This is a genomic window from Nocardia sp. bgisy134, from assembly GCF_057708325.1.
This window is the reverse complement of sequence record NZ_JBYIRW010000014.1, coordinates 160,696-183,743: the sequence shown is the minus strand read 5'-3', so window position 1 is coordinate 183,743 and position 23,048 is coordinate 160,696. Positions and strand designations below refer to the sequence as shown.

22 protein-coding genes and 1 riboswitch are annotated in these 23,048 nt (G+C 69.1%); of the genes, 10 read left to right on the top strand and 12 right to left on the bottom strand.

What is annotated here, in order from left to right; translation table 11 throughout:
* Nucleotides 1–8 precede the first annotated feature (8 nt).
* The 3 genes from AC3ERS_RS24370 to AC3ERS_RS24360 all read right to left on the bottom strand — a co-directional run bounded on the left by AC3ERS_RS24370 (nucleotide 9) and on the right by AC3ERS_RS24360 (nucleotide 4,161).
* On the bottom strand, nucleotides 9–899 hold the full coding sequence (locus AC3ERS_RS24370) for a nuclease-related domain-containing protein (RefSeq protein WP_431970388.1): 891 nt from the start codon (nucleotides 897–899) through the stop codon (nucleotides 9–11).
* 110 nt (nucleotides 900–1,009) lie between these two features.
* A complete protein-coding gene (locus AC3ERS_RS24365; protein WP_431970433.1) occupies nucleotides 1,010–2,353 on the bottom strand; it encodes a DUF2252 domain-containing protein in 1,344 nt (447 codons plus the stop codon).
* Nucleotides 2,354–2,466: 113 nt separating this feature from the next.
* Nucleotides 2,467–4,161 carry a GMC oxidoreductase gene (locus tag AC3ERS_RS24360; RefSeq protein WP_431970387.1) on the bottom strand — a complete coding sequence of 565 codons (1,695 nt, stop codon included), beginning with the start codon at nucleotides 4,159–4,161 and terminating at the stop codon, nucleotides 2,467–2,469.
* Between the two features lie 128 nt (nucleotides 4,162–4,289).
* Here AC3ERS_RS24360 and AC3ERS_RS24355 point away from each other — a divergent pair, with 128 nt between their 5' ends.
* The 7 genes from AC3ERS_RS24355 (at nucleotide 4,290) to gcvP (ending at nucleotide 11,629) form a co-directional block, all read left to right on the top strand.
* Nucleotides 4,290–4,931, top strand: a complete 642-nt coding sequence (locus AC3ERS_RS24355; protein ID WP_431970386.1) for a CDP-alcohol phosphatidyltransferase family protein — start codon at nucleotides 4,290–4,292, stop codon at nucleotides 4,929–4,931.
* 42 nt (nucleotides 4,932–4,973) lie between these two features.
* Nucleotides 4,974–5,372 carry a glycine cleavage system protein GcvH gene (gene gcvH / locus AC3ERS_RS24350; RefSeq protein ID WP_431970385.1) on the top strand — a complete coding sequence of 133 codons (399 nt, stop codon included), beginning with the start codon at nucleotides 4,974–4,976 and terminating at the stop codon, nucleotides 5,370–5,372.
* A 164-nt stretch (nucleotides 5,373–5,536) separates the two neighbouring features.
* Entirely contained in the window at nucleotides 5,537–6,022 is a 486-nt protein-coding gene (odhI, locus tag AC3ERS_RS24345; protein WP_431970384.1) for an oxoglutarate dehydrogenase inhibitor Odhl, read from the top strand.
* A 70-nt stretch (nucleotides 6,023–6,092) separates the two neighbouring features.
* A complete protein-coding gene (gene ftsR, locus AC3ERS_RS24340; RefSeq protein ID WP_431970383.1) occupies nucleotides 6,093–6,896 on the top strand; it encodes a transcriptional regulator FtsR in 804 nt (267 codons plus the stop codon).
* A gap of 215 nt (nucleotides 6,897–7,111) precedes the next feature.
* Entirely contained in the window at nucleotides 7,112–7,585 is a 474-nt protein-coding gene (locus AC3ERS_RS24335) for a bifunctional nuclease family protein (RefSeq protein ID WP_141811267.1), read from the top strand.
* A gap of 220 nt (nucleotides 7,586–7,805) precedes the next feature.
* Nucleotides 7,806–8,390, top strand: a complete 585-nt coding sequence (locus AC3ERS_RS24330) for a MerR family transcriptional regulator (protein ID WP_431970432.1) — start codon at nucleotides 7,806–7,808, stop codon at nucleotides 8,388–8,390.
* Between the two features lie 133 nt (nucleotides 8,391–8,523).
* Nucleotides 8,524–8,622, top strand: a riboswitch (glycine riboswitch).
* A gap of 184 nt (nucleotides 8,623–8,806) precedes the next feature.
* Nucleotides 8,807–11,629, top strand: coding sequence for an aminomethyl-transferring glycine dehydrogenase (gcvP, locus tag AC3ERS_RS24325; protein WP_431970382.1), 2,823 nt, complete (start codon nucleotides 8,807–8,809; stop codon nucleotides 11,627–11,629).
* Between the two features lie 69 nt (nucleotides 11,630–11,698).
* On the opposite strand, the gene AC3ERS_RS24320 is transcribed toward gcvP, so the two are convergent.
* Complete coding sequence (locus AC3ERS_RS24320) at nucleotides 11,699–12,286, bottom strand: TetR/AcrR family transcriptional regulator (protein ID WP_431970381.1); 588 nt, start codon at nucleotides 12,284–12,286, stop codon at nucleotides 11,699–11,701.
* 71 nt (nucleotides 12,287–12,357) lie between these two features.
* Here AC3ERS_RS24320 and AC3ERS_RS24315 point away from each other — a divergent pair, with 71 nt between their 5' ends.
* A complete protein-coding gene (locus tag AC3ERS_RS24315) occupies nucleotides 12,358–13,833 on the top strand; it encodes an ABC-F family ATP-binding cassette domain-containing protein (RefSeq protein WP_431970431.1) in 1,476 nt (491 codons plus the stop codon).
* Nucleotides 13,826–14,683 carry a Vgb family protein gene (locus AC3ERS_RS24310; protein ID WP_431970380.1) on the top strand — a complete coding sequence of 286 codons (858 nt, stop codon included), beginning with the start codon at nucleotides 13,826–13,828 and terminating at the stop codon, nucleotides 14,681–14,683. Before AC3ERS_RS24315 ends, AC3ERS_RS24310 begins: the two co-directional genes overlap by 8 nt.
* Before the next feature lie 169 nt (nucleotides 14,684–14,852).
* Here AC3ERS_RS24310 and AC3ERS_RS24305 read toward each other — a convergent pair whose 3' ends face one another.
* The 6 genes from AC3ERS_RS24305 to AC3ERS_RS24280 all read right to left on the bottom strand — a co-directional run bounded on the left by AC3ERS_RS24305 (nucleotide 14,853) and on the right by AC3ERS_RS24280 (nucleotide 19,613).
* Nucleotides 14,853–16,469, bottom strand: coding sequence for a VWA domain-containing protein (locus AC3ERS_RS24305; protein ID WP_431970379.1), 1,617 nt, complete (start codon nucleotides 16,467–16,469; stop codon nucleotides 14,853–14,855).
* 170 nt (nucleotides 16,470–16,639) lie between these two features.
* Nucleotides 16,640–16,912, bottom strand: a complete 273-nt coding sequence (locus AC3ERS_RS24300) for a WhiB family transcriptional regulator (protein ID WP_431970378.1) — start codon at nucleotides 16,910–16,912, stop codon at nucleotides 16,640–16,642.
* Nucleotides 16,913–16,936: 24 nt separating this feature from the next.
* The gene (locus AC3ERS_RS24295) at nucleotides 16,937–17,482 is read right to left on the bottom strand and encodes an HNH endonuclease (RefSeq protein WP_431970377.1); all 546 of its coding nucleotides are present in this window, start codon (nucleotides 17,480–17,482) and stop codon (nucleotides 16,937–16,939) included.
* A gap of 80 nt (nucleotides 17,483–17,562) precedes the next feature.
* Nucleotides 17,563–17,685 (bottom strand): hypothetical protein, encoded by a 123-nt coding sequence (locus tag AC3ERS_RS24290; RefSeq protein ID WP_431970376.1) that lies wholly within the window; start codon nucleotides 17,683–17,685, stop codon nucleotides 17,563–17,565.
* A 125-nt stretch (nucleotides 17,686–17,810) separates the two neighbouring features.
* Nucleotides 17,811–18,359 carry a DM13 domain-containing protein gene (locus tag AC3ERS_RS24285; RefSeq protein WP_431970375.1) on the bottom strand — a complete coding sequence of 183 codons (549 nt, stop codon included), beginning with the start codon at nucleotides 18,357–18,359 and terminating at the stop codon, nucleotides 17,811–17,813.
* A 114-nt stretch (nucleotides 18,360–18,473) separates the two neighbouring features.
* Complete coding sequence (locus AC3ERS_RS24280) at nucleotides 18,474–19,613, bottom strand: acyl-CoA dehydrogenase family protein (RefSeq protein WP_431970374.1); 1,140 nt, start codon at nucleotides 19,611–19,613, stop codon at nucleotides 18,474–18,476.
* A gap of 93 nt (nucleotides 19,614–19,706) precedes the next feature.
* Between AC3ERS_RS24280 and AC3ERS_RS24275 the strand changes: the two genes are divergently transcribed.
* Nucleotides 19,707–20,399 (top strand): winged helix-turn-helix transcriptional regulator, encoded by a 693-nt coding sequence (locus tag AC3ERS_RS24275; RefSeq protein WP_431970373.1) that lies wholly within the window; start codon nucleotides 19,707–19,709, stop codon nucleotides 20,397–20,399.
* 17 nt (nucleotides 20,400–20,416) lie between these two features.
* On the opposite strand, the gene AC3ERS_RS24270 is transcribed toward AC3ERS_RS24275, so the two are convergent.
* Together AC3ERS_RS24270 and AC3ERS_RS24265 are read right to left on the bottom strand one after the other, a co-directional pair.
* Nucleotides 20,417–21,298, bottom strand: a complete 882-nt coding sequence (locus AC3ERS_RS24270; RefSeq protein WP_431970372.1) for a hypothetical protein — start codon at nucleotides 21,296–21,298, stop codon at nucleotides 20,417–20,419.
* A 460-nt stretch (nucleotides 21,299–21,758) separates the two neighbouring features.
* Nucleotides 21,759–23,048 (bottom strand): acyl-CoA dehydrogenase family protein, encoded by a 1,290-nt coding sequence (locus AC3ERS_RS24265; RefSeq protein ID WP_431970371.1) that lies wholly within the window; start codon nucleotides 23,046–23,048, stop codon nucleotides 21,759–21,761.

Genomic DNA, 23,048 nt, shown 5'->3' with positions numbered 1-23,048 from the left:
CCGAGCGATCAGCCCGGCCCGTAGGTGAGGATCGCGGTGACGACGAACCACAGCACCCAGGCGATGGCCACCACCATGCCGACCGTGAGCACCGCCCGCATGAGCGCGCGGCCCATGTCGATGTCGCCGCGCTCGGTCGGGTACAGCTTCCACGGGCTGTACCACGGAGCCTTGACGATCGGCCCTCGCGCGTCGCGCTCCAGCTGGGCCAGCTCTTCGGCGTACGCCTCGGCCTGGGCCTGCTGCGGGCCGCCGTGCCACAGCGTGATGTCGACGGGGCCGATGAAGCCCTCGTTGATCAGCTCCTGCGGTGCGGGTAGATAGGGGAGGATGCCGAGACCGCGGAAGGCGACCGCGACGTCGTTGGCGGTCCACAGGTGCTTCTCGCTCTCGGCGAGCGTGTCGAAGTAGTGCCGCAGCCTGCTGGGGTCGTTGCCGAGGATGACGTCGAAACTCGGGTCGCTCCACGCCTGTTGGATCTGCAGCTCGGCTCCGCGCAGCGGGACCACCAGCGCCACGCCGTGCACCGCGCGCTGCCCGAGGCCGCGGGCGGACAGCCAGTCCTGCAGCGCGAAGGTGTGATCGCGGGACTTCTCCAGCGGCGTGCGCTTGTCCCTGCTCTCCATCGCGGCGGGTTCACCGTTGATCGTCCACGGCCCGTTCAGCGGGATCTCCAGCACGCCGTCCTGGCGGGCGACGAGCGCCTCGGCCTCGATCACCACGCAGCTGGTCGGCGTCCAGACGACCGCGTCGAACTGGTGCAGCTTGTCCTTGTGGAACAGGCTGCAATTGATGGTGGCCACGCCGTGCGGGCTCACCGGGTCCTTCCACGTGCGCAGCCAATCGATCAGTGCCCGTTCGGCATTCGTGCCAGCCGGGTTCTGTACTCGTACGAGCATTCGCGACCGCCCTTCACGTCGTCACGCGACAGTGGACAGGATACGAGCAATGGCGCGCGGCGCGCCGCGCCAACACCGACACGCGGCGTGTTGGAAGCCGGCGGCACCGGTCATTCGGGAACCTCGGCGGCGAGTTTCCCAGCCTGGACCGCACGTTCGAGCTCGGCGTGGTCGGCCTCGGTGCGATCGGCGTAGCGCACCGCGAAATTCGCGACGGCCTCGTCGAAGCTCTCGTCACCGTCCAGATACCCGGAGAGCAGACGGGGATCGAGCGATCGCGAATGCGCGCGGGCCAGCAGCGCGCCCGCCAGCCTGCCGTAGTCGTCGAGATCGTCCGCGGGCAGCGCGGCCGGGTCGATGCTGCCCTTGAAGTTGCGGAACTGCCGGACGATGAAAGGCAGCTCGCGCCCGCCGAGTGCGAGCGTCGTCCAGCCGAGCAGCATGTCGGAGTCGGACTGAACCAGCCTGGCGCCCTGCACGATTCGCTCGCCCTCGTGGCGCACCGGCGGTACGGGCAGGTACGGCGCGAGCGCGGAGGGAATGGACTGCTTGAGCTGCAGCACCAGCACCTCGCCGTCGTTGCCGTGCAGCAGCGCGACATAGCTGTGCAGCCCGACGCTTCCGGTGCCGACGATACGAAAAGCGACGTCCGACACCGCGAATCGGGCCAGCAGGTTGCGTCGCGACTCGCCGAGGGTATCGCCGTAGCGTTGCAATCCGTCGATGACGGCCTGCTCCACGGCGTCCTCGACCGGGGTGAGAACCGGTGGGTCGCTGACGAATCGGTGCTTGCTGACATCGGTCACGTGGTCGTCGAGATGCCTGGTCCACTTGGCGGCGACCTTGGCGCTGTTGTTCTTGCGCGCCTTCTTGGCCGCCTTCTTGAAGTCGTCGAGCAGGTCGTCGGCCTTGGCCCTGCTGATCACGGATTCGTCGGGCAGGGCGGTCCACGACTCCATGAAAGGCTGCTCCGCGAGCGTGTCGACGGCGATCCGGTAGCTGCGGGCGGCGTCGCGCGCGGCCCTGCGGCAGTCGTCCTCGTCGGCGCCCGACTCGCGCCCGGCCAGCACCAGGCTGGCGGCGAGGCGCTCCAGATCCCACTCCCACGGCCCGGCGATGGTCTCGTCGAAATCATTGATGTCCATGATGATTTCGCCGCGCGAGGTGCCGTAGAGGCCGAAGTTCGCGGCGTGCGCGTCACCGCACAGCTGCGCGTCGAGACCGCTGACCGGTCCATCGGCCAGATCGGCGGCCATCAGTCCGGCCGCGCCGCGGTAGAACGTGAACGGACCGGACATCATGCGCCCCACCCGCAGCGGCACCAGGTGCGGGAGCCGGTCCGCGTGTGCGGCGCGCAGGAATTCGAGCACCTCCGGCCGCCGCGTGCCGGTGACCTCGCGGTCGCGCGCGGTCACCGGGACACGCTCGCGCAGGGCGCGCCCACGCTCGCGCATCTCCTCGGCGGGGACGTAGGAACGCAGATCAACACCACTGTCCGACACGAGGGATCACGCTAGCCTGCCGCCGTCGATTCCCGCGCATCGTGCGGACGCCGAGACCGCGCGGCTCAGGTCGCAGGCACGGGGGGATCGACCGGCGCGATCGGCAGGCGCAGCGCGCCCGGCGCCGCGGCGGGGACGGTGGGCCCGACGGGCGCCACCGGATCGATGCGCCGGTAGTGCTCGCCGAGCGCGGGGCGTGGATCGTCCTGGCCCTTGTTCGGCCAGAAGGCCATGGCTCGCTCGGCCTGGGCGGTGATGGTCAGCGAGGGATTCACGCCGAGATTCGCGGTGACCGCCGACCCGTCCGCGACGTGCAGGCCGGGATGCCCGAACACCCGCTGATACGGGTCGACCACGCCGGTCTCGGCGCTCTCGCCGATCACGCAGCCGCCGATGTAGTGCGCGGTGGCCGGGATGTCGAAGACGTCCATGATCAGGCCGTGGGTGTCACCGTCGACCTTCTCCGCGAAGCGGCGGCCGACGTCGTGCGCGAGCGGGATCCAGGTCGGGTTCGGCTCGCCCGTGCCCTGCCTCGTCTTCAGCTGCCCGCGCTTGCGGAACGAGGTGAGCGAGTTGTCCAGCGACTGCATCACCAGCAGGATCACCGACTTCTCCGACGCGTGCCTGGCGTTCAGGCTGCGCAGGAACACCGCAGGGTGTAACAGGATCGCCAGCAGGAACCGCAGGAACCGGAACGCGCCGCCGTCCACGATCGGCACCGACATAGGGAACAGCGCGTTCTGTCCCTTGCCGTAATGGCAGACCTCGATGTGCGTGTCGGCCTCCGGATGGATGGAGGAGGTGATCGCGATGCCCTCGGCGAAATCGCGCCGCGTCCGGCTCACCACATTGAGGATTGCCTCGGAGTTGCTGCGGGTCAGCTCGCCGAGCCTGGGCGAGAGCGCGGGCAGCACCCGCTCGTCGTGCATCCGGTGCAGCAGCTTCTGGGTTCCCAGCGCGGCGCCCGCGAATACCACCTGCTCGGCGGTGAACGTCCTGTGCTGTTTGCGGATCCAGCGGTCCGAGCGCTCGGTCTCCACTGCGTAGCCACCGCTGGACAGCGGGCGCACCACGGTGGCCGTGGTCAGCGGATGCACCTCGGCGCCCGCCTGTTCGGCCAGGTAGAGATAGTTGGTGGGGGTGGTGTTCTTGGCGTTGTGCGGGCAGCCGGTGAAGCACCGTGCGCAGTGCACGCAGCCGCGGCGGCGCGGGCCGGCGCCGCCGAAGTACGGGTCGTCGACCTCGGTGCCGGGATCGGACTCGTTGAAGAAGACTCCGACGTTCGTCGCGTGGAAGGTATCGCCGACCCCGAGGTCGTCGGCGATCTCCCTGATCACGGTGTCGGCGGGCGTCATGCGCGGGTTGGGCGCGACGCCGAGCATCCGTTTGGCCTGGTCGTAGTAGGGCGCCAGCTCGGCCTTCCAGTCGGTGATGTGCGCCCACTGCTTGTCGGTGTAGAAGCTCGGCAGCGGCTCGTAGAGGGTGTTGCCGTAGATGAGTGAGCCGCCGCCCACTCCGGCGCCGGAGAACACCGCGCATTTGCCCAGAATGCTGATCCGCTGCGGACCGGTCAGGCCGAGGCGCGGTGCCCAAAGGGATTTGCGCACGTTCCAATTCGTGCTGGGCAGGTCGTCGGCCGTCCAGCGCCGCCCGGCCTCGAGCACGCCCACCCGGTAGCCCTTCTCGGTCAGCCGCAGGGCGCTCACGCTGCCGCCGAACCCGGAACCGATCACTACCACGTCGTAGTCGAATGCGGGCATGACATCCTCTCCTCATCTATCGATGATGAGATGGTTTCATATTCATTCTTTCAGGGTGGGCGATGTGGCGTAAACCCACGGCGAGCCCGGATGGCGACGCCAGGGGCTCGTGCGGTAAGCACAGGCGTGTGACAACGGAATCGGGGACCACCGAACCCGGCGAGCGCGCCGACACCGGCGGTGGCGTGTTCGACGACCGCATCCTCACCGTCCCGAACGTGCTGAGCGTGCTGCGGCTGATCGGCGTGCCGGTGTTCCTGTGGCTGCTGCTCGTCGAGGAGGCCGATGGCTGGGCCTTCGCGCTGCTTGTCGCCAGCGGCGTGACCGATTTCCTGGACGGCAAGCTGGCCAGGCTGCTGGATCAGGGGTCCCGTCTGGGCGCGCTGCTCGACCCGTTCGTGGACCGGCTCTTCCTGGTGACCACCTTGCTGGCCTTCGTGATCCGCGGCCTGCTGCCGTGGTGGGTCGCGCTGCTGCTCGTCGGCCGCGATCTGATGCTGACCTTCACGCTCTCGGTCTACAAACGGCGGGATCTGGACCCGCCCGAGGTCATCTATCTGGGCAAGGCCGCCACCTTCGCGCTCATGTCCGCGCTGCCATGGTTGCTTGCCGGACAGATGGATTGGGCACTCGCCGGTTTCGGCCGGGCCTTCGGCGGGGCCTTCCTGGTCTGGGGCACGGCGGTGTATCTCTGGACCGGCGTGCTCTACGCGGGCAAGGCCATTGCGGTGGCGCGAGCGATACCGGCTGTGGGGCACCGTCGCCCATAACCGATAAGGTTGCGTGCAACGTTCACTACGAAAGGACGCCCAGTGCCCCTAACCCCCGAGGATCTGCGGTACACCGAAGAGCACGAGTGGGTGCGCCGGGTCGCCCCGAATCGGGTGCGGGTCGGCATCACCGATTACGCGCAGTCGCAGCTCGGTGATGTCGTGTTCGTGCAGCTGCCGGACGCGGACCGGGCGGCGAGCGCGGGCGAGGGCATCGCGGAGGTCGAGTCCACCAAGAGCGTCTCGGACATCTACGCCCCGCTGGCCGCGAAAGTCGTTGCGGTGAACGAAGAACTGACCTCCGCGCCGGAGACGCTGAACACCGACCCGTATGGTGCGGGCTGGCTGTTCGAGCTCGAGGTGGAGGACGCCGCCGGGCTCGATGTCACGCTGGGTGAACTGCTGGATGCGGCAGGTTATCAAGGAGTTATCGGGGGCTGACGCGGCCTTCCTAGTTCTCCCTGCACGGGCACGCCCCGGCAGGGTACGGTCAAAGCCAACAGATGTACCGGCATCCGCTGCCGGTGTTCTAGCGACACGACCGGTCGTGTCGGCGAAGCATCACCTGCTTGCATGGATAATCAGGTTCGAGGAGGAGAGAAACGGTGAGCGAGAACAAAGACCCGGGTTACCAGGAGACCGCGGCCGAGACGACGTCGGTCTTCCGCGCGGATTTCCTGAGCGAGGTCGACGCGTCGCGCTCCGGTGAGCAGACCGGTGAGCAGCCGGTCCAAGGGGTCGAGGGCCTGCCGGTCGGCGCAGCCCTCTTGGTCGTCAAGCGCGGGCCGAACGCGGGATCGCGGTTCCTCCTGGATCAGCCGACCACTTCGGCGGGGCGTCACCCCGACAGTGACATCTTTCTCGACGACGTCACGGTCAGCCGTCGGCACGCCGAGTTCCGGCAGGACGACGACACGTTCCAGGTGGTGGACGTGGGCAGCCTGAACGGCACCTACGTGAACCGGGAGCCGGTGGACTCCTCGGAGCTGCAGAACGGCGACGAGGTCCAGATCGGCAAGTTCCGGCTCGTGTTCCTGACCGGACCGCGCGCCGCCGTGAACGAGCCGTCAGCGGGTGCGGGCAGTCTATGAGCACGACGGCGCCGATGTGTGTGAAAGGCACGGCGCTGTGACGGGCGCGGCGCAGTGGGCGCGCGGAGGGATGTCGATCGGCTCCGTTCTCGACCTACTGCGACCCGACTTCCCGGACATCACCATCTCGAAGATCAGGTTCCTCGAGTCCGAGGGCCTGATCCGGCCGGAGCGCACGCCCTCCGGCTACCGCAGGTTCTCGGTCGCGGACTGCGAACGGCTCAGGTTCGTGCTGACCGCGCAGCGCGATCAGTACCTGCCGCTGAAGGTGATCAAGGAGCAACTGGAAGCGATCGACAGCGGAGCGGCCACGCTCGGCGTGCGGGAAGCTCGCGCGCGGGCGCACTCCGGCCGTCCCGGCGGTGCGGAATCGGGCCCGATCACGGGCGCCGATTCCGGCTCCGCCGCCGCGCAGGTCGGCCGTGTCCCGCGGACGGCCGCGCCGCGCAGGCTGGGCGTGGTGCCCGGCGAGGTCTCGCCGGACGAGTTGCGCTTCGATCACGAAATCCGGCTCACCCGAGCGGATCTGCTGGAGCAGGCCGAGATCGATGAGCGGTTCCTCAACGATCTGATCCGGGCCAACCTGATCACCCCTGGCGCCGCCGGATTCTTCGACGGCGAGGCGGTCACGTTGGCCAGAACCGCCCGCGCCATGGCCGAATTCGGCCTGGAGGCACGGCATCTGCGCGCCTTCAAACTGGCCGCGGACCGGGAGGCCGCGCTGTTGGCGCAGATCGCCGCGCCGATCGCCAAGAGCCGCGACGCGGGCGCGCGGGCAAGGGCCGAGGAAACTGTGCGCGAACTCGCGGCACTCTCGCTGACGCTGCACACCTGCCTGGTGAAAGCCTCGGTACGCAACTCTCTCGGAAGCTGACTTCCGCTCCTGTGTTCCACCCCGGCAACACGCCGATTTCGGCTGTGCACACCGATCGCAGCACCGCCATGGGTTCGCCTAGACTCGTGGTACGGCGTGCTCTGCAGCGGTCAGGTCGGGCGGCCGGCGAATATGGGAGGCAGTGCTATGAGCGAGCGAATCATGTCACAGCGTGCTTCGCGCATGCCGGAGCCGAGGGTTAGCGAGGCGCGGGCATGAGTGAAATGCGCGTGATCGGCATCCGCGTCGAGCAGCCACAGAACCAGCCCGTGCTGTTGCTGCGCGAGGTGTCGGGGGACAGGTACCTTCCGATCTGGATCGGGCAGGCCGAGGCGACGGCCATTGTGCTGGAGCAGGAGGGGGTGACGCCCATCCGCCCGCTGACCCACGATCTGATCAAGATCTTGATCACCGAGCTCGGGCACACTCTCAAGGAAGTCCGGATCGTGGATCTGCAAGAGGGCACCTTCTACGCGGATCTGGTCTTCGACAACGAGCTACGCATCTCGGCGCGGCCGTCCGACTCGGTGGCCATCGCGTTGCGCGTGGGTTGCCCGATTCACGCCGAGGAAGCGGTCCTCGAGGAAGCGGGATTGGTGATGCCCGACGAACGCGAGGACGAAGTGGAGAAGTTCAAGGAGTTCCTCGAGTCGGTGTCGCCGGACGACTTCAAGGCCACCGACAGCTGAGGATTCCGAAAATCTTCTAGACCTCAACTACAGCTACAGACTTTTACCGCGCGTCGCGTTTGGTCCGACGATGCCGCTCCCGAGACAATCAACGGGAGTAATCTCGATAGTTGGGCCACGTCCGGAATGACGGGTTGTTGGTCATCACGGAGCCGGGCCATCGATGAGGCTAGGCGTCTGCGGAGCAAGGGAGTGGTCAGTGGCAGAGCAATCGCAGGATGTGCGGCGGCCGGACGTCCGTCCGACCGAGGGCTCAACCGAGGGCTCAGAGGTGCAGCCCGGCCTGTTCCCGGATGACTCCGTACCCGACGAGCTCGTCGGTTACCGTGTGCCGAGCGCGTGCCAGGTCGCTGGAATCACCTACCGTCAGCTCGACTACTGGGCCAGGACCGGACTCGTCGTGCCCTCCATCCGGGGCGCGGCGGGCTCGGGTAGTCAGCGGCTGTACTCGTTCAAGGACATCCTGGTCCTCAAGATCGTGAAGCGGCTGCTGGACGCGGGGATCTCGCTGCAGAACATCCGCATCGCCGTCGATCATCTGCGCAGCAGGGGCGTCCAGGATCTGGCGGGCATCACCCTGTTCTCCGACGGCACCTCGGTGTACGAGTGCACTTCGCCCGAGGAGGTCGTCGATTTACTGCAGGGCGGGCAGGGTGTCTTCGGTATCGCCGTGAGCGGCGCCATGCGCGAGCTGACCGGCGCTATCGCGAACTTCCCCGCGGAGCGCGCGAGCACCGCGACCGAGCGTCCGGAGGACGAGCTGGCGTTCCGGCGCAAGGCGCGGATGAACAGGGCCACCGGCTGACACCGAGCGGCATCAGGCCACCGTCACCCGCGCGGGACGGTGGCCTTTCGCTGTCCGCCGCGGCGGAGTGACGAGGGCGACACCCGGGCGGAGGCATCGTTTCGCGGCGCGCCGACATAAACTGACGGTGCGTCGCCGCCGTGCGGGAGAGTTCCGGTCTCGAACAGACCGGGCGCCGAAGGAGCAGCACCTCCCCGTCAATCTCTCAGGCAACAGGGACCGTACGGGCTTCGGCGCCTCTGGAAAGCGGTGGTCTGCGCGTGCGCAGGGCCGCCCGCCCATGGGGAAAGGGAATGGCTTCGACCGGGCCGCCCGAATCTCTCAGGCACCACGACAGAGGGGGAGGGCTGGTACCCCGTCGACACCGCGTCTACCCATCGACACGGCTCGACCCGCCCGACCTTGGAGCTGCTGCCGTGACTCGATCATTCGCCGACCGTCATATCGGACCCGACCGGGACGAACTCGCCCTGATCCTGCCCGTCGTCGGCGTCGATTCGCTGGACGACCTCGCTACCGTCGCGCTGCCCGCCAGCATCCTCGACGACTCCGCCGCAGGCGCGCTGGCCGAGCTGCCGCCCGCGGCCACCGAACACGAGGTGCTCACCGAGCTGGCCGCCCTCGCGCACGCCAACACCGTGGCCACCTCGATGATCGGCCTCGGCTACTACGACACCCTCACCCCGCCCGTGCTGGTGCGGAATCTGCTGGAGAACCCGGCCTGGTACACCGCCTACACGCCTTACCAGCCGGAGATCAGCCAGGGTCGCCTGGAGGCGCTGCTCAACTTCCAGACCATGGTCTCGGATCTGACCGGGATGGAAGTGGCCAACGCGTCCATGCTGGACGAGGCCACCGCGGCCGCCGAGGCCATGACGCTGCTGCGCAGGGCGGGCCGGTCGAAGTCGGCGCGGCTGCTCGTCGACGCGGACCTGTTCCCGCAGACCCGCACCATCCTGGAGACCAGGGCCGAGCCGCTCGGCATCGAGATCGTCGAGGCGGACCTGTCCACCGGGGCGCTGCCGGAGGGCGCGTTCTTCGGCGTGGTGCTGCAGGCGCCGGGCGCGTCCGGCCGGATCGTCGACTGGACGACCGTGATCGCGGCCGCGCACGAGCGCGGCGCGCTGGTCGCGGTGGGCGCCGACCTGCTCGCGGCGACGCTGATCACCCCGCCCGGCGAGCAGGGCGCCGACGTCTGTTTCGGCACCACCCAGCGCTTCGGCGTGCCGCTCGGCTTCGGTGGTCCGCACGCCGGGTATCTGGCGGTGCGCAACCAGTACGCGCGGCAGCTGCCGGGCAGGCTGGTCGGCGTCTCGGTGGACGCCGACGGCGATCTCGCCTACCGGCTCGCGCTGCAGACCCGTGAGCAGCACATCCGTCGCGAGAAGGCGACCTCGAACATCTGCACTGCCCAGGTGCTGCTGGCCATCGTGGCCGCGATGTACGCGAGCTACCACGGCGCCGACGGTCTGCGGGCGATCGCGCGGCGGGTGCACGGGCACGCGGCGGCGATCGCGGCGGGGCTGGACGGCGCTGTCGTGCACGACACCTTCTTCGACACCGTGCTGGCGCACGTGCCGGGCGGCGCGGAAGCCGTTGTGGCCAAGGCGAAGTCGCGCGGCATCAACCTGTGGCTGGTCGACGCCGATCACGTGGCCATCGCCTGCGACGAGGCCACCACCTCGGCGCACGTCGCGGCCGTGCTCGAATCCTTCGGCACCGCACGGTCGCTGGACACCGACGCCGCCGTCGCGCCCGCCTCCGCCATCGAGACGCGTACCTCCGAATTCCTCACCCACCCCGCGTTCACCAGCTACCACACCGAGACCGCGATGCTGCGCTACCTGCGGAGGCTGTCCGACAAGGACATCGCCTTGGACCGCAGCATGATTCCGCTCGGCTCGTGCACCATGAAGCTCAACGCGACCGCGGAGATGGAGCCCATCACCTGGCCCGGTTTCGCCAGGGTGCACCCCTACGCCCCGGTCGACGACGCCCCCGGCCTGCTGAAGGTCGTCGCAGACCTGGAGACCTGGCTCTGCGAGATCACTGGCTACGACTCGGTGAGCCTGCAGCCGAACGCGGGCAGCCAGGGCGAGTACGCCGGTCTGCTGGCCATCCGCCGCTATCACCTGGACCGCGGCGACACGCACCGCGACACCTGCCTGATCCCGTCCAGCGCGCACGGCACCAACGCCGCCTCGGCGGCCATGGTCGGCATGCGCGTGGAACTGGTCAAGTGCCGCGACAATGGTGACGTCGATCTGGACGACCTGCGCGCCAAGATCGCCGACCACGCCGACCGGCTGGCCTGCATCATGATCACCTACCCGTCCACGCACGGCGTGTACGAGCACGAGGTGGCCGAGCTGTGCGCGCTGGTGCACGACGCGGGTGGCCAGGTCTACGTGGACGGCGCGAACCTGAACGCGCTCGTCGGTCTGGCCCGGCCTGGCCGGTTCGGCGGCGATGTCAGCCACCTGAACCTGCACAAGACCTTCTGCATCCCGCATGGCGGCGGCGGTCCCGGCGTCGGCCCGGTGGCGGTGCGCTCGCATCTGGCGAAGTACCTGCCGGGCGACCCGCTGGAACGCGGTTCGCACGCGGTATCAGCCGCGAAGTACGGCTCGGCCTCGATCCTGCCGATCACCTGGGCCTACATCCGGATGATGGGCGCCGACGGCCTGCGTCGCGCCACGCTCTCGGCCATCGCCTCGGCCAACTACCTGGCGCGCAGGCTGGACGAGTACTTCCCGGTGCTCTACACCGGTGAGAACGGCATGGTCGCCCACGAGTGCATCCTCGATCTGCGCGAGATCAGCAAGCGGACCGGCGTCACCGTCGACGATGTGGCGAAGCGCTTGGCGGACTACGGTTTCCACGCGCCGACCATGAGCTTCCCGGTCGCCGGCACGCTGATGGTCGAGCCGACCGAGAGTGAAAACCTCGCCGAGCTGGACGATTTCATCGAGGCGATGATCTCCATTCGCAAAGAGATCGATCAGGTCGGCGCGGGTGTCTGGCCGGTGCAGGACAATCCGCTGCGCGGTGCGCCGCACACCGCGGCCAGCCTGGTCGGGGACTGGGATCATCCGTACAGCCGCGAAATCGCCGTCTACCCACGGGGTCTCGCGCACGCCAGGGCCAAGGTGTGGCCGCCGGTGCGGCGCATCGACGGCGCGTACGGCGACCGCAACCTGGTGTGCTCCTGCCCGCCGCTGGACGCCTACGCCGACTGACGTACAGCCAGGCCGCCGCACTCGAGGATCGTTCCGCGGTGCGGCGGCCTTTCGCGTATTCGGAAGCGTTCAGAGCGCGTGGGCGCGGGCGGCGGCGAGGGCCGCGTCGGCGGCATGGCGGGCGTCCTCCGCCGTCACCGGTTCGCGAGAGATGAACAGCCGGTAGAAGATCGGCGCGACCGCGAAGCGGACGACCTGCTCCGCGTCGACCTCGGGGTCGAGTTCGCCGCGGCGCACGGCCCGGCGCACGATCTCGGCCGACTGTCGATGGCGTGCCTGATAGAAGTCGTGCAGCGCGGTCGCCGCGGCCGGATTCTGCATGGCGGCGGCGATGAACGCGGCGGCGACCGGGCCCGCCTCTGGATCGGCGAAGCCGGTGCGGACGAGTTCGGTCAGCGCGCGCAGATCTTCGGCGAGCGTGCCGGTGTCGGGCATGGGCCACGGCTCGTCGGCGGCCAAGTCGAGCGCGTCGGCGATCAGTCCTTCTGGGCTGCCCCAGCGGCGGTAGACCGTGGTCTTGTGCACCCCTGATCGCTGGGCGACGGCGTCCACGCTGAGGCCCTGGTAACCGTGCTCGGCGAGTTCCTCCAGGGTGGCCGCGCGCACCGCGTCGCGTACCCGCGCGCTGCGGCCGCCGGGACGTTTCCGAGTCTCCAAAGACAACTCCTGTTGCGTTAGTGCGGACGGCTTGCTAAGTTAAAGCTACACAAGTAGCGATTGGAGTGCATCTGACCACCCAACTGACCCTTCGGGGTGTTGCGAAGTCCTACGGCGACCGTCGTGTGCTCGACGGAGTCACGTTCTCGATCCGGCCCGGCGAACGGGTGGGGATCGTCGGTGAGAACGGTTCGGGCAAGTCGACCTTGCTGCGCGTCATGACCGGAGCCGAACCCGCCGACGAGGGCGTCGTGACCATCACCGCGGCAGGCGGCCGCGGCTATCTCGCGCAGACACTGACCGGCGAGACCGTCGCCGACGCCATCGATCTGGCGCTTGCCGACCTGCGCGACCTGGAGCGGCGCATGCACGAAGCCGCCGCCGCGCAGGACATGGACGCCTACGGCGACCTGCTCACCGCCTTCGAAGCCAGGGACGGCTACGACGCCGATGCCAGGGTCGACAAGGCCATGCACGGCCTCGGCCTCGCGGGCATCGGTCGCGAGCGCGCCGTGGCGAGCCTCTCCGGCGGGGAGCAGGCGCGGCTCGGGCTGGCCTGCCTGCTGGCGGCGTCCCCGGAGATCCTGCTGCTCGACGAGCCGACCAACCATCTCGACGACGCCGCCCTGACCTGGCTGGAAGACCGTCTTCGCGCCCATCGCGGCACCGTCGTGGTGGTCTCGCACGACCGGGTCTTCCTGGACCGGGTCGTGACCGCGATCATCGAGGTCGAGCACGGCGGCGTCACGCGATTCGGCGGCGGCTACACCGGTTTCCTCGCCGCCAAGGCGGCGGCGCGGCAGCGCTGGGAGCAGGAGTACGCGCAGTGGCGGGACGAGATCCGGCGGCTCGAGGAGTTCTCCGCGACCACCGCGCACCGGGTCGCGGCGGGCCGGGTCATGAAGGACAACAACAAGATGGCCTACGACCGCAACGCGGGACGGGTGCAGAGTTCGATCTCCTCGCGGGTGCGCCAGACCGCCGAACGGTTGCGCAGATTGACCGACGATCCGGTGCCTGCGCCACCGAAGCCGCTGCGCTTGCGCGGCAGATTCGGTGCGGCACAGGCGAAGTCGTTCGCGATCGGCGAGCTCACCCTCGGCCCGCGCGACCGGCTGCTCATCGACGGACCCAACGGCTCGGGCAAGTCGACGCTGCTGGACCGGATATACGGCAGCACCCAGGGCCGGGTCGGCTACCTGCGCCAAGAAGTCGCGTTCGATTCGGCGCAGACGGTCGCGCAGGCCTACGGCCACGGCCGGGATGCGCTGGTGGCGACAGGTCTGTTCCACCGGAGCGCGCTGGACGTGCCCGTCGCTGCGCTGTCGGAAGGGCAGCGACGCAGGCTCGCGCTGGCCAGGGTCCTCGCGGGCGAGCACGATTTGCTGCTGCTCGACGAGCCGACCAACCACCTGTCACTGGCGTTGGTGGAAGAACTGGAGCAGGCGCTCGGTGAGTATCCGGGCGCGGTGGTCGTGGTCAGTCACGACCGCGCGTTGCGCCGCCGGTTCCAGGGAGAACAGAAGGGAGTGCACGAATTTGCCTGAGATCCGCACGACGATCGAGGCGCCGGGTGCGCCGTACGGTGTGACCGTCGACAAGGCGGGCGCGCTGTGGTTCACGATGGCCGCGCAGGGTGCGATCGGCCTATGGACGGGCGAGCGGGTCGAGACCGTCGACCTCGACCCGGCCGACGGGCAGCCGACCGTGATCGTCACCGGTCCCGACGACGCGGTGTGGTTCACCGAGTTCCGCGGCAACCGCATCGGCCGGATCGGCGCGGACGGCGCGCTGTCGTTCATCGCCGCCGACGCGCCGTACGGTCTGTGCGCCGGACCGGACGGCGCGCTGTGGTGCACCGAACTCCAAACAGGCCATATCGGGCGGCTGGCCGAGGACGGCTCGATCGTCCGCTACCCGGTCGACGGCATGCCCTCGATGATCACCGCGGGGCCCGACGGTGCGCTCTGGTTCACCTTGAATCAGGCCAACGCGATCGGCCGCGTCACCTCGAACGGTGCGATCACCACGTATCCGCTGCCGACCGAGCAGGCGAACCCAGTCGGCATGGCCGCGGGCCCGGACGGCGCGCTGTGGTTCGTCGAGATCGGCGCGGGACAGATCGGCCGCATCACGGTCGACGGCACCATCGAGGAGTTCCCGCTGCCGGATCGCGGTGCGCGTCCGCACGCGATCATCGCGGGACCCGATGGGGCGCTGTGGTTCACGCAATGGGGGAGCTCCCGGCTCGGGCGGATCACCACCGCCGGGGAGATCAGCGAACTCGACCTGCCCGGCGCGGAACCGCACGGTCTGGCGCTCGGCCCCGACGGCGCGATCTGGGTCGCGATGGAGTCGGGCGCGCTCGTCTGTGTCGAACCGGACGGACGGGAATAGTCATCCGGCCTGGCGCGCGCTCTCATCGAAAGGCTGCGCCACAAGGGAGGGGCACTACGACCGGGGAGATCGGCGTACTCGATCTGCTCGGCGCCGGACCGCATGCGCCGATGCGGACCATTCGGCCATGGCGTCCGGCGCGCTCGTCCAAGTCGGAACGGACCGAGCCCTACGGGGTGGTCAGGGCTTGGACCACCGCGCTGCCGAAGCTCAGATCGTTCGACGTGGCCAGTCGGACGTAGCTGCCGCCGGTGCGCTGGGCGGCGGTCTGCAGCGTCTCGGTGCCGCTGCCGCCGATCACGATGACATCGACGCGCACCGGGCGGTCCGGATCGGCGGCCGCCGCTATATCGGCGAGCAGCTGCGCGCCAGTCAGCGCGGAGTCGTCGTCAGGGCCGTCGGTGATCAGCAGCACCGAGTTGGTCCGGCCCTCGGCGTAGCCGGCCACCGCGCTGCGGTAGGCGGCGAGCAGCGCGGGGTAGGCCTGATCGGTCTTGGTCTCGGTGGCGCGGACGGCGGTCAGCGCGGCATCGATCGTCGCGCGCTGGCCGTCGGCGAGCGCGCCCGTGCGAGCCTGCACCCGGTACGGGTTGACGCCGTCGAGGCTCTTGCCGAAGGTCCAGACGCCGAGGCCGAAGTCCGGCGGCATGACGTTCATGGTGGAGCGCAGCGCGCCGAGCGCGTTCGCCAGCCGGGTGCTCGTGCCCTCGGCCGTCGACATGGACGACGAGACATCGAGCAACACCGTGGACTGCACACCGAGCACCGGGTGCGCGAGGGTGGCCCGCACCTTGTCCAGCGCGGCGCGGGACGCGCCGGGACCGGTCGGCGGCGGCACCGCGGTGAACCCCGCGGTGGTGAAGAACGGCGACTGTTCGGGGTTGCGCAGATAGTCGACGAAGAGTCCGGCGATCAGGTTCTGCGTCTGATCCACCCACGGCCCGGACATGAGCGCGGCGGGGTGATCGGCCACCGGCGCGGTGCCCACGGGCCGGAAGACGGCGACGCCGGGACGCCCCGCTATTTGCTGCTCGGTAGCGACTACCGCGTGGATGGCGGACTTCGCGCCCTGAGCCGGATCGGCGACCGCGGCGAGGGCGGTGGCGGTATCCGCGGCCTCCGGCGCTCCGGACGCCAAACCGGAGATCGCCGCGACCGCCTGGCCGGACTGCGCGCCGGCATCGGACAGCGGCTCCTCACCGGCTATGGCGGACCCGACCGCGACAGCGGCGGCCACCCTGGCATCGCCCGGGGGCAGCGCAAGCCGCAATCCACCCCAGCCGGGCAGGCCGATCTCGTCGAGCGAACCCTGTTGCAGGCGAGGCAGATCGCCCCACGCGATCCGCGCGCTCTCCAGTGCGGCGCGCACTTGCTCGGGCACGCCGAGCGCGACCGGGGTGCCCGCGATCGGACTCGGTTCGCCCGCAACGAGTCCCGGCACGCGCATGGTCTCGACGGCGCGCGAGGAATCCGGAATCCACAGCGCGGGTTGCGGTCCCAGCGCCGGGTTCCATTGGCCGCCCGCGCGGAATGCCTCGGCGATCTCGGCCGAGGGCCGAGCGGTCACTGTGACGCGCGCGCAGTGATCGCGCACCTGCGGCTCGGTCGCGTTGTACTTGTCGGCGATGGCGCGCACCGGCGCCTCGAGGTCGGGATCGACGGTGACGAACAGCGTCGCGGGTCCCTCGACGCAGTCGGCGGCCGCCGCGTTGTCCCGGTCCGCGGCCCGGTCACTGAACTGGAACCAGGCGAAAACCGCGGCCCCGAGTAACAGCAGAGCGACCACCGCAATAACCGGACCTTTGCTGATACCTCGAGATCTGGTCCCGCTGCGATGAGTGCCCACGGCGGATCAGTGTATGGTCACCGCCAGTTCGCCCGCCCGGCGAGTCCACCAGTTCGGCGGGCGACGCACGCGAGCCGCCGACGCTGTCGTACGTCGGCGGCTCGCGGCGGTCATTCGCGGATCATCCGCCCGCGGTCGAACTCGTGCCCACCCCACACGCCGGACTGGCCGGTCTCCGCGGCGAAATCGGCGCAGGCCACTCGGATGGGGCAGCTCGCGCAGATGGCCCGCGCGTAGTCGAAGTCCTGGGACGGGTAGGGGAACCAGGCTTCGTGATTCGGGTCACCACGGCACGCGGCCCGGTGCCACCCTCGGGTGTCCGAGAGCGGCAGCAGGTCGGCGAGCGTCGACTCGGTCCCGGTCGGTGCTGTTCGGACGGTCATTGATCCTTACTCCTCTCTCGGTTCTCAGGCGCTCGCCAGTTGCTTCCAGATCTGGCGCTGCCGTTTGGCCAGGTGATCGGGCGCCTTCGGCTCCCACAGCAGTCGCATGCCCGCCTCTTCGGGCGTGCGGTCGGCCTTGAGCGTGTTGCACGGGGCGCAGGCCGCGATCAGGTTGCTCCAGGTGTTGGGCCCGCCGCGGCTGCGCGGCCGGATGTGGTCGACGGTGCGGGCCCACCCGGCGCAGTAGCCGCACCGCTGCGCGTCGCGTCGCAGCACGCCCGCCAGGGTGGCGCGACTCTCGTCGTGCACCCGGGTGGTGTGCTCGATGTACACGTAGCGCAGCAAGCGGATGGTCTCCGGCAGCGCGATCTCCATATGCCGCGACCGGACCGGGAAGTACGGCTCCCTGTCGGCGACAGATTCGGCGGCGCCGCTGATCAGCAGCACCACGGCGCGTTCGGCGGCGACCTCGTCGAGCGCATCGTAGGAGGCGTTGAGGACGAGGACGCCCGTGTGTATCCAGTTGTCGGCGGTCACCGCCGCCGGATCGGCGGCACGGCGGAACATCATGGGGATCACCATGTTTCGTGGAGGAAGTGGAAGATTCGGCGGAGCGCGGCGCGGCGCTCTCGATGCGGGAACCGGTGGGGTCAGCGACCGGCCGGGAGGTGGCCTGCCGCGCCGCCGTCGCCGCGCGACGGCTGTTCGTTCTCGACGATCGAGAACCGCTGTACGGCTTTGCTGTTCGCCGAATACCCGATCATCGGATGCACGGGCCACCTCCTCCTTCCAGGTACTCGTCGGATCGCCCCGCCGATCGGGGCGATCATCGTGGAATCACATGGTGGCACAGGGAACCCGCGTTTGTCGGGTCATTTTTTTCGGGCGGTGCGAGCCTTCAGACCGCGTGCAACGCGGCCGCGCCGAAGGACACGTCGAACCGGTCGCACCAGATCGAGACGCTGGTCAGGACGGTGAGATCGACATCGGCCGGTATGGCGTAATTCTGGCTGCCCCTGTTGCCTTTGAGCTGGCCGAGATCGGTGTGGCGACCGTCGTCGAAGACGCCCCAGCCCGCCCTGCCTTCCAGCACCGGTGCGTCGGTGAGCCAGACGTGCAGGTCGGGTCCGTCGGAGGTGTCCAGATCCGCCAGGCGCAACACCCGGCTGCCGTCGGCCAGCTGGAGGACGCTGACGGTGCCCGACGTGCCGTGCTCATGGGAGATGAAGGTGCCCGTGGCAAGTGCGCGCGGCGGCTGCGACCCCGGGTCGATCTGGGGCATGCTGCCGGGTGGCGCGACCACGGTAGGGGCCGCCTCGTCGACGGTGGTGTCCGTGACGAGCCGCCATGGCTCGAAGAAGGCGAGCGCCGCGCCGAGCACGAGCACGATCAGGACCGTGAGCACCCAGGTGAGCGGGGAGCGGGCGATCGCGCGCATCGACGCCATGACTGTCCTTCCTGTCGTGCGGGCGCGGCATGGCGCCCTGCTTCCATCTCGAGAACGCAGCCGAATCGCGCCCCTGTTCATCATCACCGAACAGGGGCGCGTCGTTGACCGGTTTCACCCGAGCGGAGTGTGTCCGAGCAGAACGTGTCCGCTGAACAGGGTCTGCTTGGCCCGCGGCAGCGGATGGAACAGGCAGCCGTGCACGTCGCGGTAGCGCATCTCCAGCTCGCTGCTGCGCGAGTAGCCGACGCCGCCGACCGTCTCGATGGCCAGTCGCACGGTCTCGATCACCGCGTCCGCCGCGACGGTTTTGCGGCTGAGGGTGCGCGCCGCGTAGGCGTCGGTGTTGGCGAACCCGAGGTTCTCCGAGCCGGCGAACATGGCCTCCACCAGATCGGCCGCGGTGGTGTGGGCATTGGACAGCTCACCGGCCAGCTGCACGATGTGCGGATCGCCGCGCCCGGCCACCAGATCGAGCGCGGTGCGCACCGCGCCGTCGGCGATGCCGAGGTACGCGGCGAGGACCAGCGGCATCGCCGCGCCGATCACCACGTTCAGCAGCGGCGGCCAGACCTCGGCGGGCCGGATCAGGGAGATGGCGGCATCCGGCACGAACACGCCGTCCAGCACCACCGTGTGCGAGCCGGTCGCACGCAAACCCAAAGTGTCCCAGGTCTTCTCGATGTTCACCCCGGGCGCCTGCATCGGTATCGCGCAGTGCAGCACCTGCGGGCCTTCCGGTCCGTCCTCGTAGCGCACGCTGGTGACGAGCACGGTGCCGACCTCGCAGCCGCTGGCGGGCGCCTTGCGGGCGTGCACCAGATAGCCGCCGTCGACCCGCTCGGCGCGGCCGTTGGAGCCCACCCAGTCCGAGGCGCCGGTGCTGACCAGCAGCGCGCCGTCGACCACCTTCTGGAACAGCGCGGTGGCGTCGGCGCCGTGCTTGTGCCGCCACACCTGGGTGGCGACCAGGTGCGCGTGCATGGCGAACGCCACCGCGGTGGACGGATCGTGGCGGCCGAGCTCGCGCAATATCTCGCCCATGTCGCGGTGCGTGGCGCCTCCGCCGCCGTGCTCGGTGGGCACCAAGGCGGCCGAGAGGCCCGCGCTGCGCAACAGGTCGAAGGCGGCCACGGAGATCTCGCCGGTGCGGTCGCGGTCGGCGACCTCGGCGCGCAGGGTCTCGCCGATCGAACGGGTGCGCTCGATCCAGTCGGCGGTCGTCATGACATCGGGGGTAGCGGTAGTGGTCATGTTTCGAAGCTACGAAGCCACGCGATAACCGAATAGTGCAGAAAGTGGACTGACCCGGTCCACGAGAAGGACCACGGAATCGCGAGGTGCGGCGTGACGACAACGACGGCGGGCTACGGCCAGTACTGCCCGATAGCTCGGGCCCTCGACCTGATCGGTGAGCGATGGTCGCTGCTCATCCTGCGCGACCTGCTGCTCGGCAGCACCCGCTTCAACGACCTCGCCCGCGGCCTGCCCGGGCTGTCGCGCACCCTGCTCACCAAGCGGCTGCGCCAGTTCGAGCGCGCGGGCCTGATCGAGAAGATCGGCGGCCGGTATCTGATGACCGAGGCGGGACGCGACCTGGAGCCGATCCTGTTCGGCCTCGGCGCCTGGGGCGCGCGCTGGACCTTCGGCGAACCCGACCCGGACGAACTCGACGCCGACCTGCTCGTCTGGTGGATGCACACCCGCCTGGACACCTCCTCGTTCCCCGGGGTCCGGCAGGTGCTCGCGGTGCGGTTCGACGACGATCCGCGCCGCTACTGGATCGTTGTCGAACGCGGGGCGCCCTCGGTGTGCTTCACCGATCCCGGCTATCCGGTCGATGTCACCATTCGCTCCGACGTCAGCTCGCTCTACCAGGTGTGGCTCGGCCGCATCCCGGTCTTGCACGCGCTGCGCACCGGTCGGCTCGAATTCACCGGCCCGACGGTGCTGACCCGCCGGATGCCTGCCGTCCTGCAACTGAGCCCCGTTGCGCCGTACTCGGATTCGCGCGCCGAATTGTCCTCGATGTCGGCCTGAACGGGGAGCGCGGTGGGCTAGGGATTCCGCGCGATATCGACGCGGATGGAATCGCTGTCCTTGATGACGAACACCCGATCCTGCTTGGCTTTCCACTGCTGCGGGAGCAGGTAATAGCGGTCCGAGGTGCGGATGAGCAGCCACAGTCCGCTGTAGACGTATCGGTATTTCTCGTTGGGCGCGGTCATCTCGCCGACCTGGGTGCCCGCGCCTTCGATGCCGAGACGGTCGACGCTGAACACGACGATGGCGGGGCGGTCGATGAAATGCGCTGCTTCCTGGTGCAGAGCGTCGTCCGTGCCTTTGCGCTCCGCGAAGGCGGCGGCGGCCCAGACGTAGCCGATCATGGCGACCGCGACGAGCGCGATTGTTCTGACCTGCATCACCGTCCGGCTCGGCCGCCGGATGCCGAGCGCGGCCGGGTACCGCCACAGCAGCCAGGTCGCATAGCCGATCATCGCCGCGCCCGCGATCAGCAAGAACGGAGCCTCTTCCGCGAGCGGGCCGGCGAACCGTGTCGGTATCGAGGTGAGTACGGCGACCGCGGCGACGAACAGCGTGCCCGCCGCGGCGGACAAGCGGACGTACCACCGCAGGGTGGTGCGCGGACGTCCACTTTTGAGGGCGTGCCAGACCGGCAGCTTCCGGACGGCGAGCAAGGCGAGGATCCAGAACAGGGTGGACAGCAGCGGCAGGAACATCGCTCCGACGCTGAACAGGACGTAGTCCTGTGTCGTGAATCCGAGCGTTCCTGCGGATACGCCGAAGTGTCCGAAGAAAGCCCGGCTGTACGCCCAGCCGAAGTAATAGAGCACGCCGGTGACGAATGCCACCTGCGAGGCGATGGCGCCGAGCAGGGGAAGCAGCGCGAAGGCGCGCGCGTCGCTCGCCGCGGTCACTGGGTTGGCTGGGGTATGAGCGTGGTAGGGGGCGCGACCTTATCGGTCGTCTTTCCTGGGGGAGACGGCTGGACCGTCGTCGGTGGTCCGACGGTGGGGACGGTCGTCGTCGGTCGAACGATGGGTGGGGCGGTGTTCGGAATCAGGCCCGTCGACGCGGTCGCGGGCGGCGTCGGCGCGGGAACGGTCGTGACTGTCTGTTCGGGGGAGACGGCCGTCGTCCGCGACGTGGTCGTGTCACGGTCTCCGGTGTCCTCGTCCGCACACCCGCTCGCGCCGAGAGCCAGCGCCAGCAGCGCCACAGCGATGCCATATCCGGTACGCACGATCGGAAATCCCCTCGTCGTCCGACCCACAACCTGCTCCGAAATTGTGGCACGGCACCCGACCCGTCCGGGACCGTTCGCCAAGATCGAATCCCGCCGGGACCACGACACGACGGTCCCGGCGGGCCGTCCGGCTACAGGTTGCCGACCACGTGCTCCAGTCGCCGCGCGACCAGTTCCCGCGCCTGCTCACGCAGGGCGGGCCGGTACCCGCTCGGGTAGACGGGATCGCCGGGGGCGTAGTTCTTCAGCACTTCCTTGGCGAGGGTGATCTTGTGGACCTCGGTGGGCCCGTCGGCGATCGCCATGACCTCGGCGTAGTTCATCATGTCGACGAACGGCAGGTCCTCGCTGACGCCGATGGCGCCGTGCAGGTGCAGCGCGCGCTGGGCGATGTCGTGCATGACCTTGGGCATGGCCACCTTGATGGCGGCGATGTCCTTGCGCACCTTCAGATAGTCCTGTTCCTTGTCGATGCGCCAGGCGGTGCGCAGCACCAGCAGCCGGAACTGTTCCATCTCGATCCAGCTGTCGGCGATGCGCTCCTGGGTCATCTGCAAGCCGCCGAGCGGACCCTTGCGCATCTGCCGTGACACCGCGCGCTCGCACATCATGTCGAAAGCCTTGCGCACCAACGCGACCGTGCGCATGGCGTGATGCACCCGGCCGCCGCCGAGGCGGGTCTGGGCGACGATGAAACCCTGGCCCTCGGCGCCGAGCAGGTGGTCGGCGGGGACTCGCACGTCGGTGAAGCGCAGATGGCCCTCGTGCTCGCTGAAGCCGTGCACGTGGAAGTTCTTGACGATCTCGAGGCCGGGCGCGTCCGCGGGCACGATGAACATCGACATGCCCTGGTACGGGCTGACGTCCGGGTTGGTGACGACCATGACGATGTGGAAGCTCGCGAACTGCGCGTTGGAGTTGAACCACTTCTCGCCGTTGATCACCCAGTGGTCGCCGTCGCGCACCGCGCGGGTACGGAAGAGCGTCGGGTCCGAGCCACCAGTGGGTTCGGTCATCACGTAACAGGAGCCGATCTCACCGGCCAGCAGCGGCTCCAGGTACTTCGCCTTCTGCTCCGGGGTGCCGTAGTGCGCCAGGATCTCGGCGTTACCGGAATCCGGTGCCTGGCAACCGAATACCGACGGTGCCCAGACCGAGGTGCCGAGCACCTCGTTGAGCAGCGCCAGCTTCATCTGACCGTAGCCCTGGCCGCCGAGTTCGGGGCCGAGGTGGCAGGCCCACAGGCCCTGTTCCTTCACCTTCTCCTTGAGCGGCCGCATCAGCGCCATGGCTTCGGTGTTGCTGCGGTCGTAGGGATTCGGGTAGAGCAGGTCGAGCGGCTCCACCTCGGTGCGGACGAACTCGGCGGCCCAGTCCAGCTTGTGCTGGAACTCCGGGTCGGTTTCGAAATCCCAAGCCAT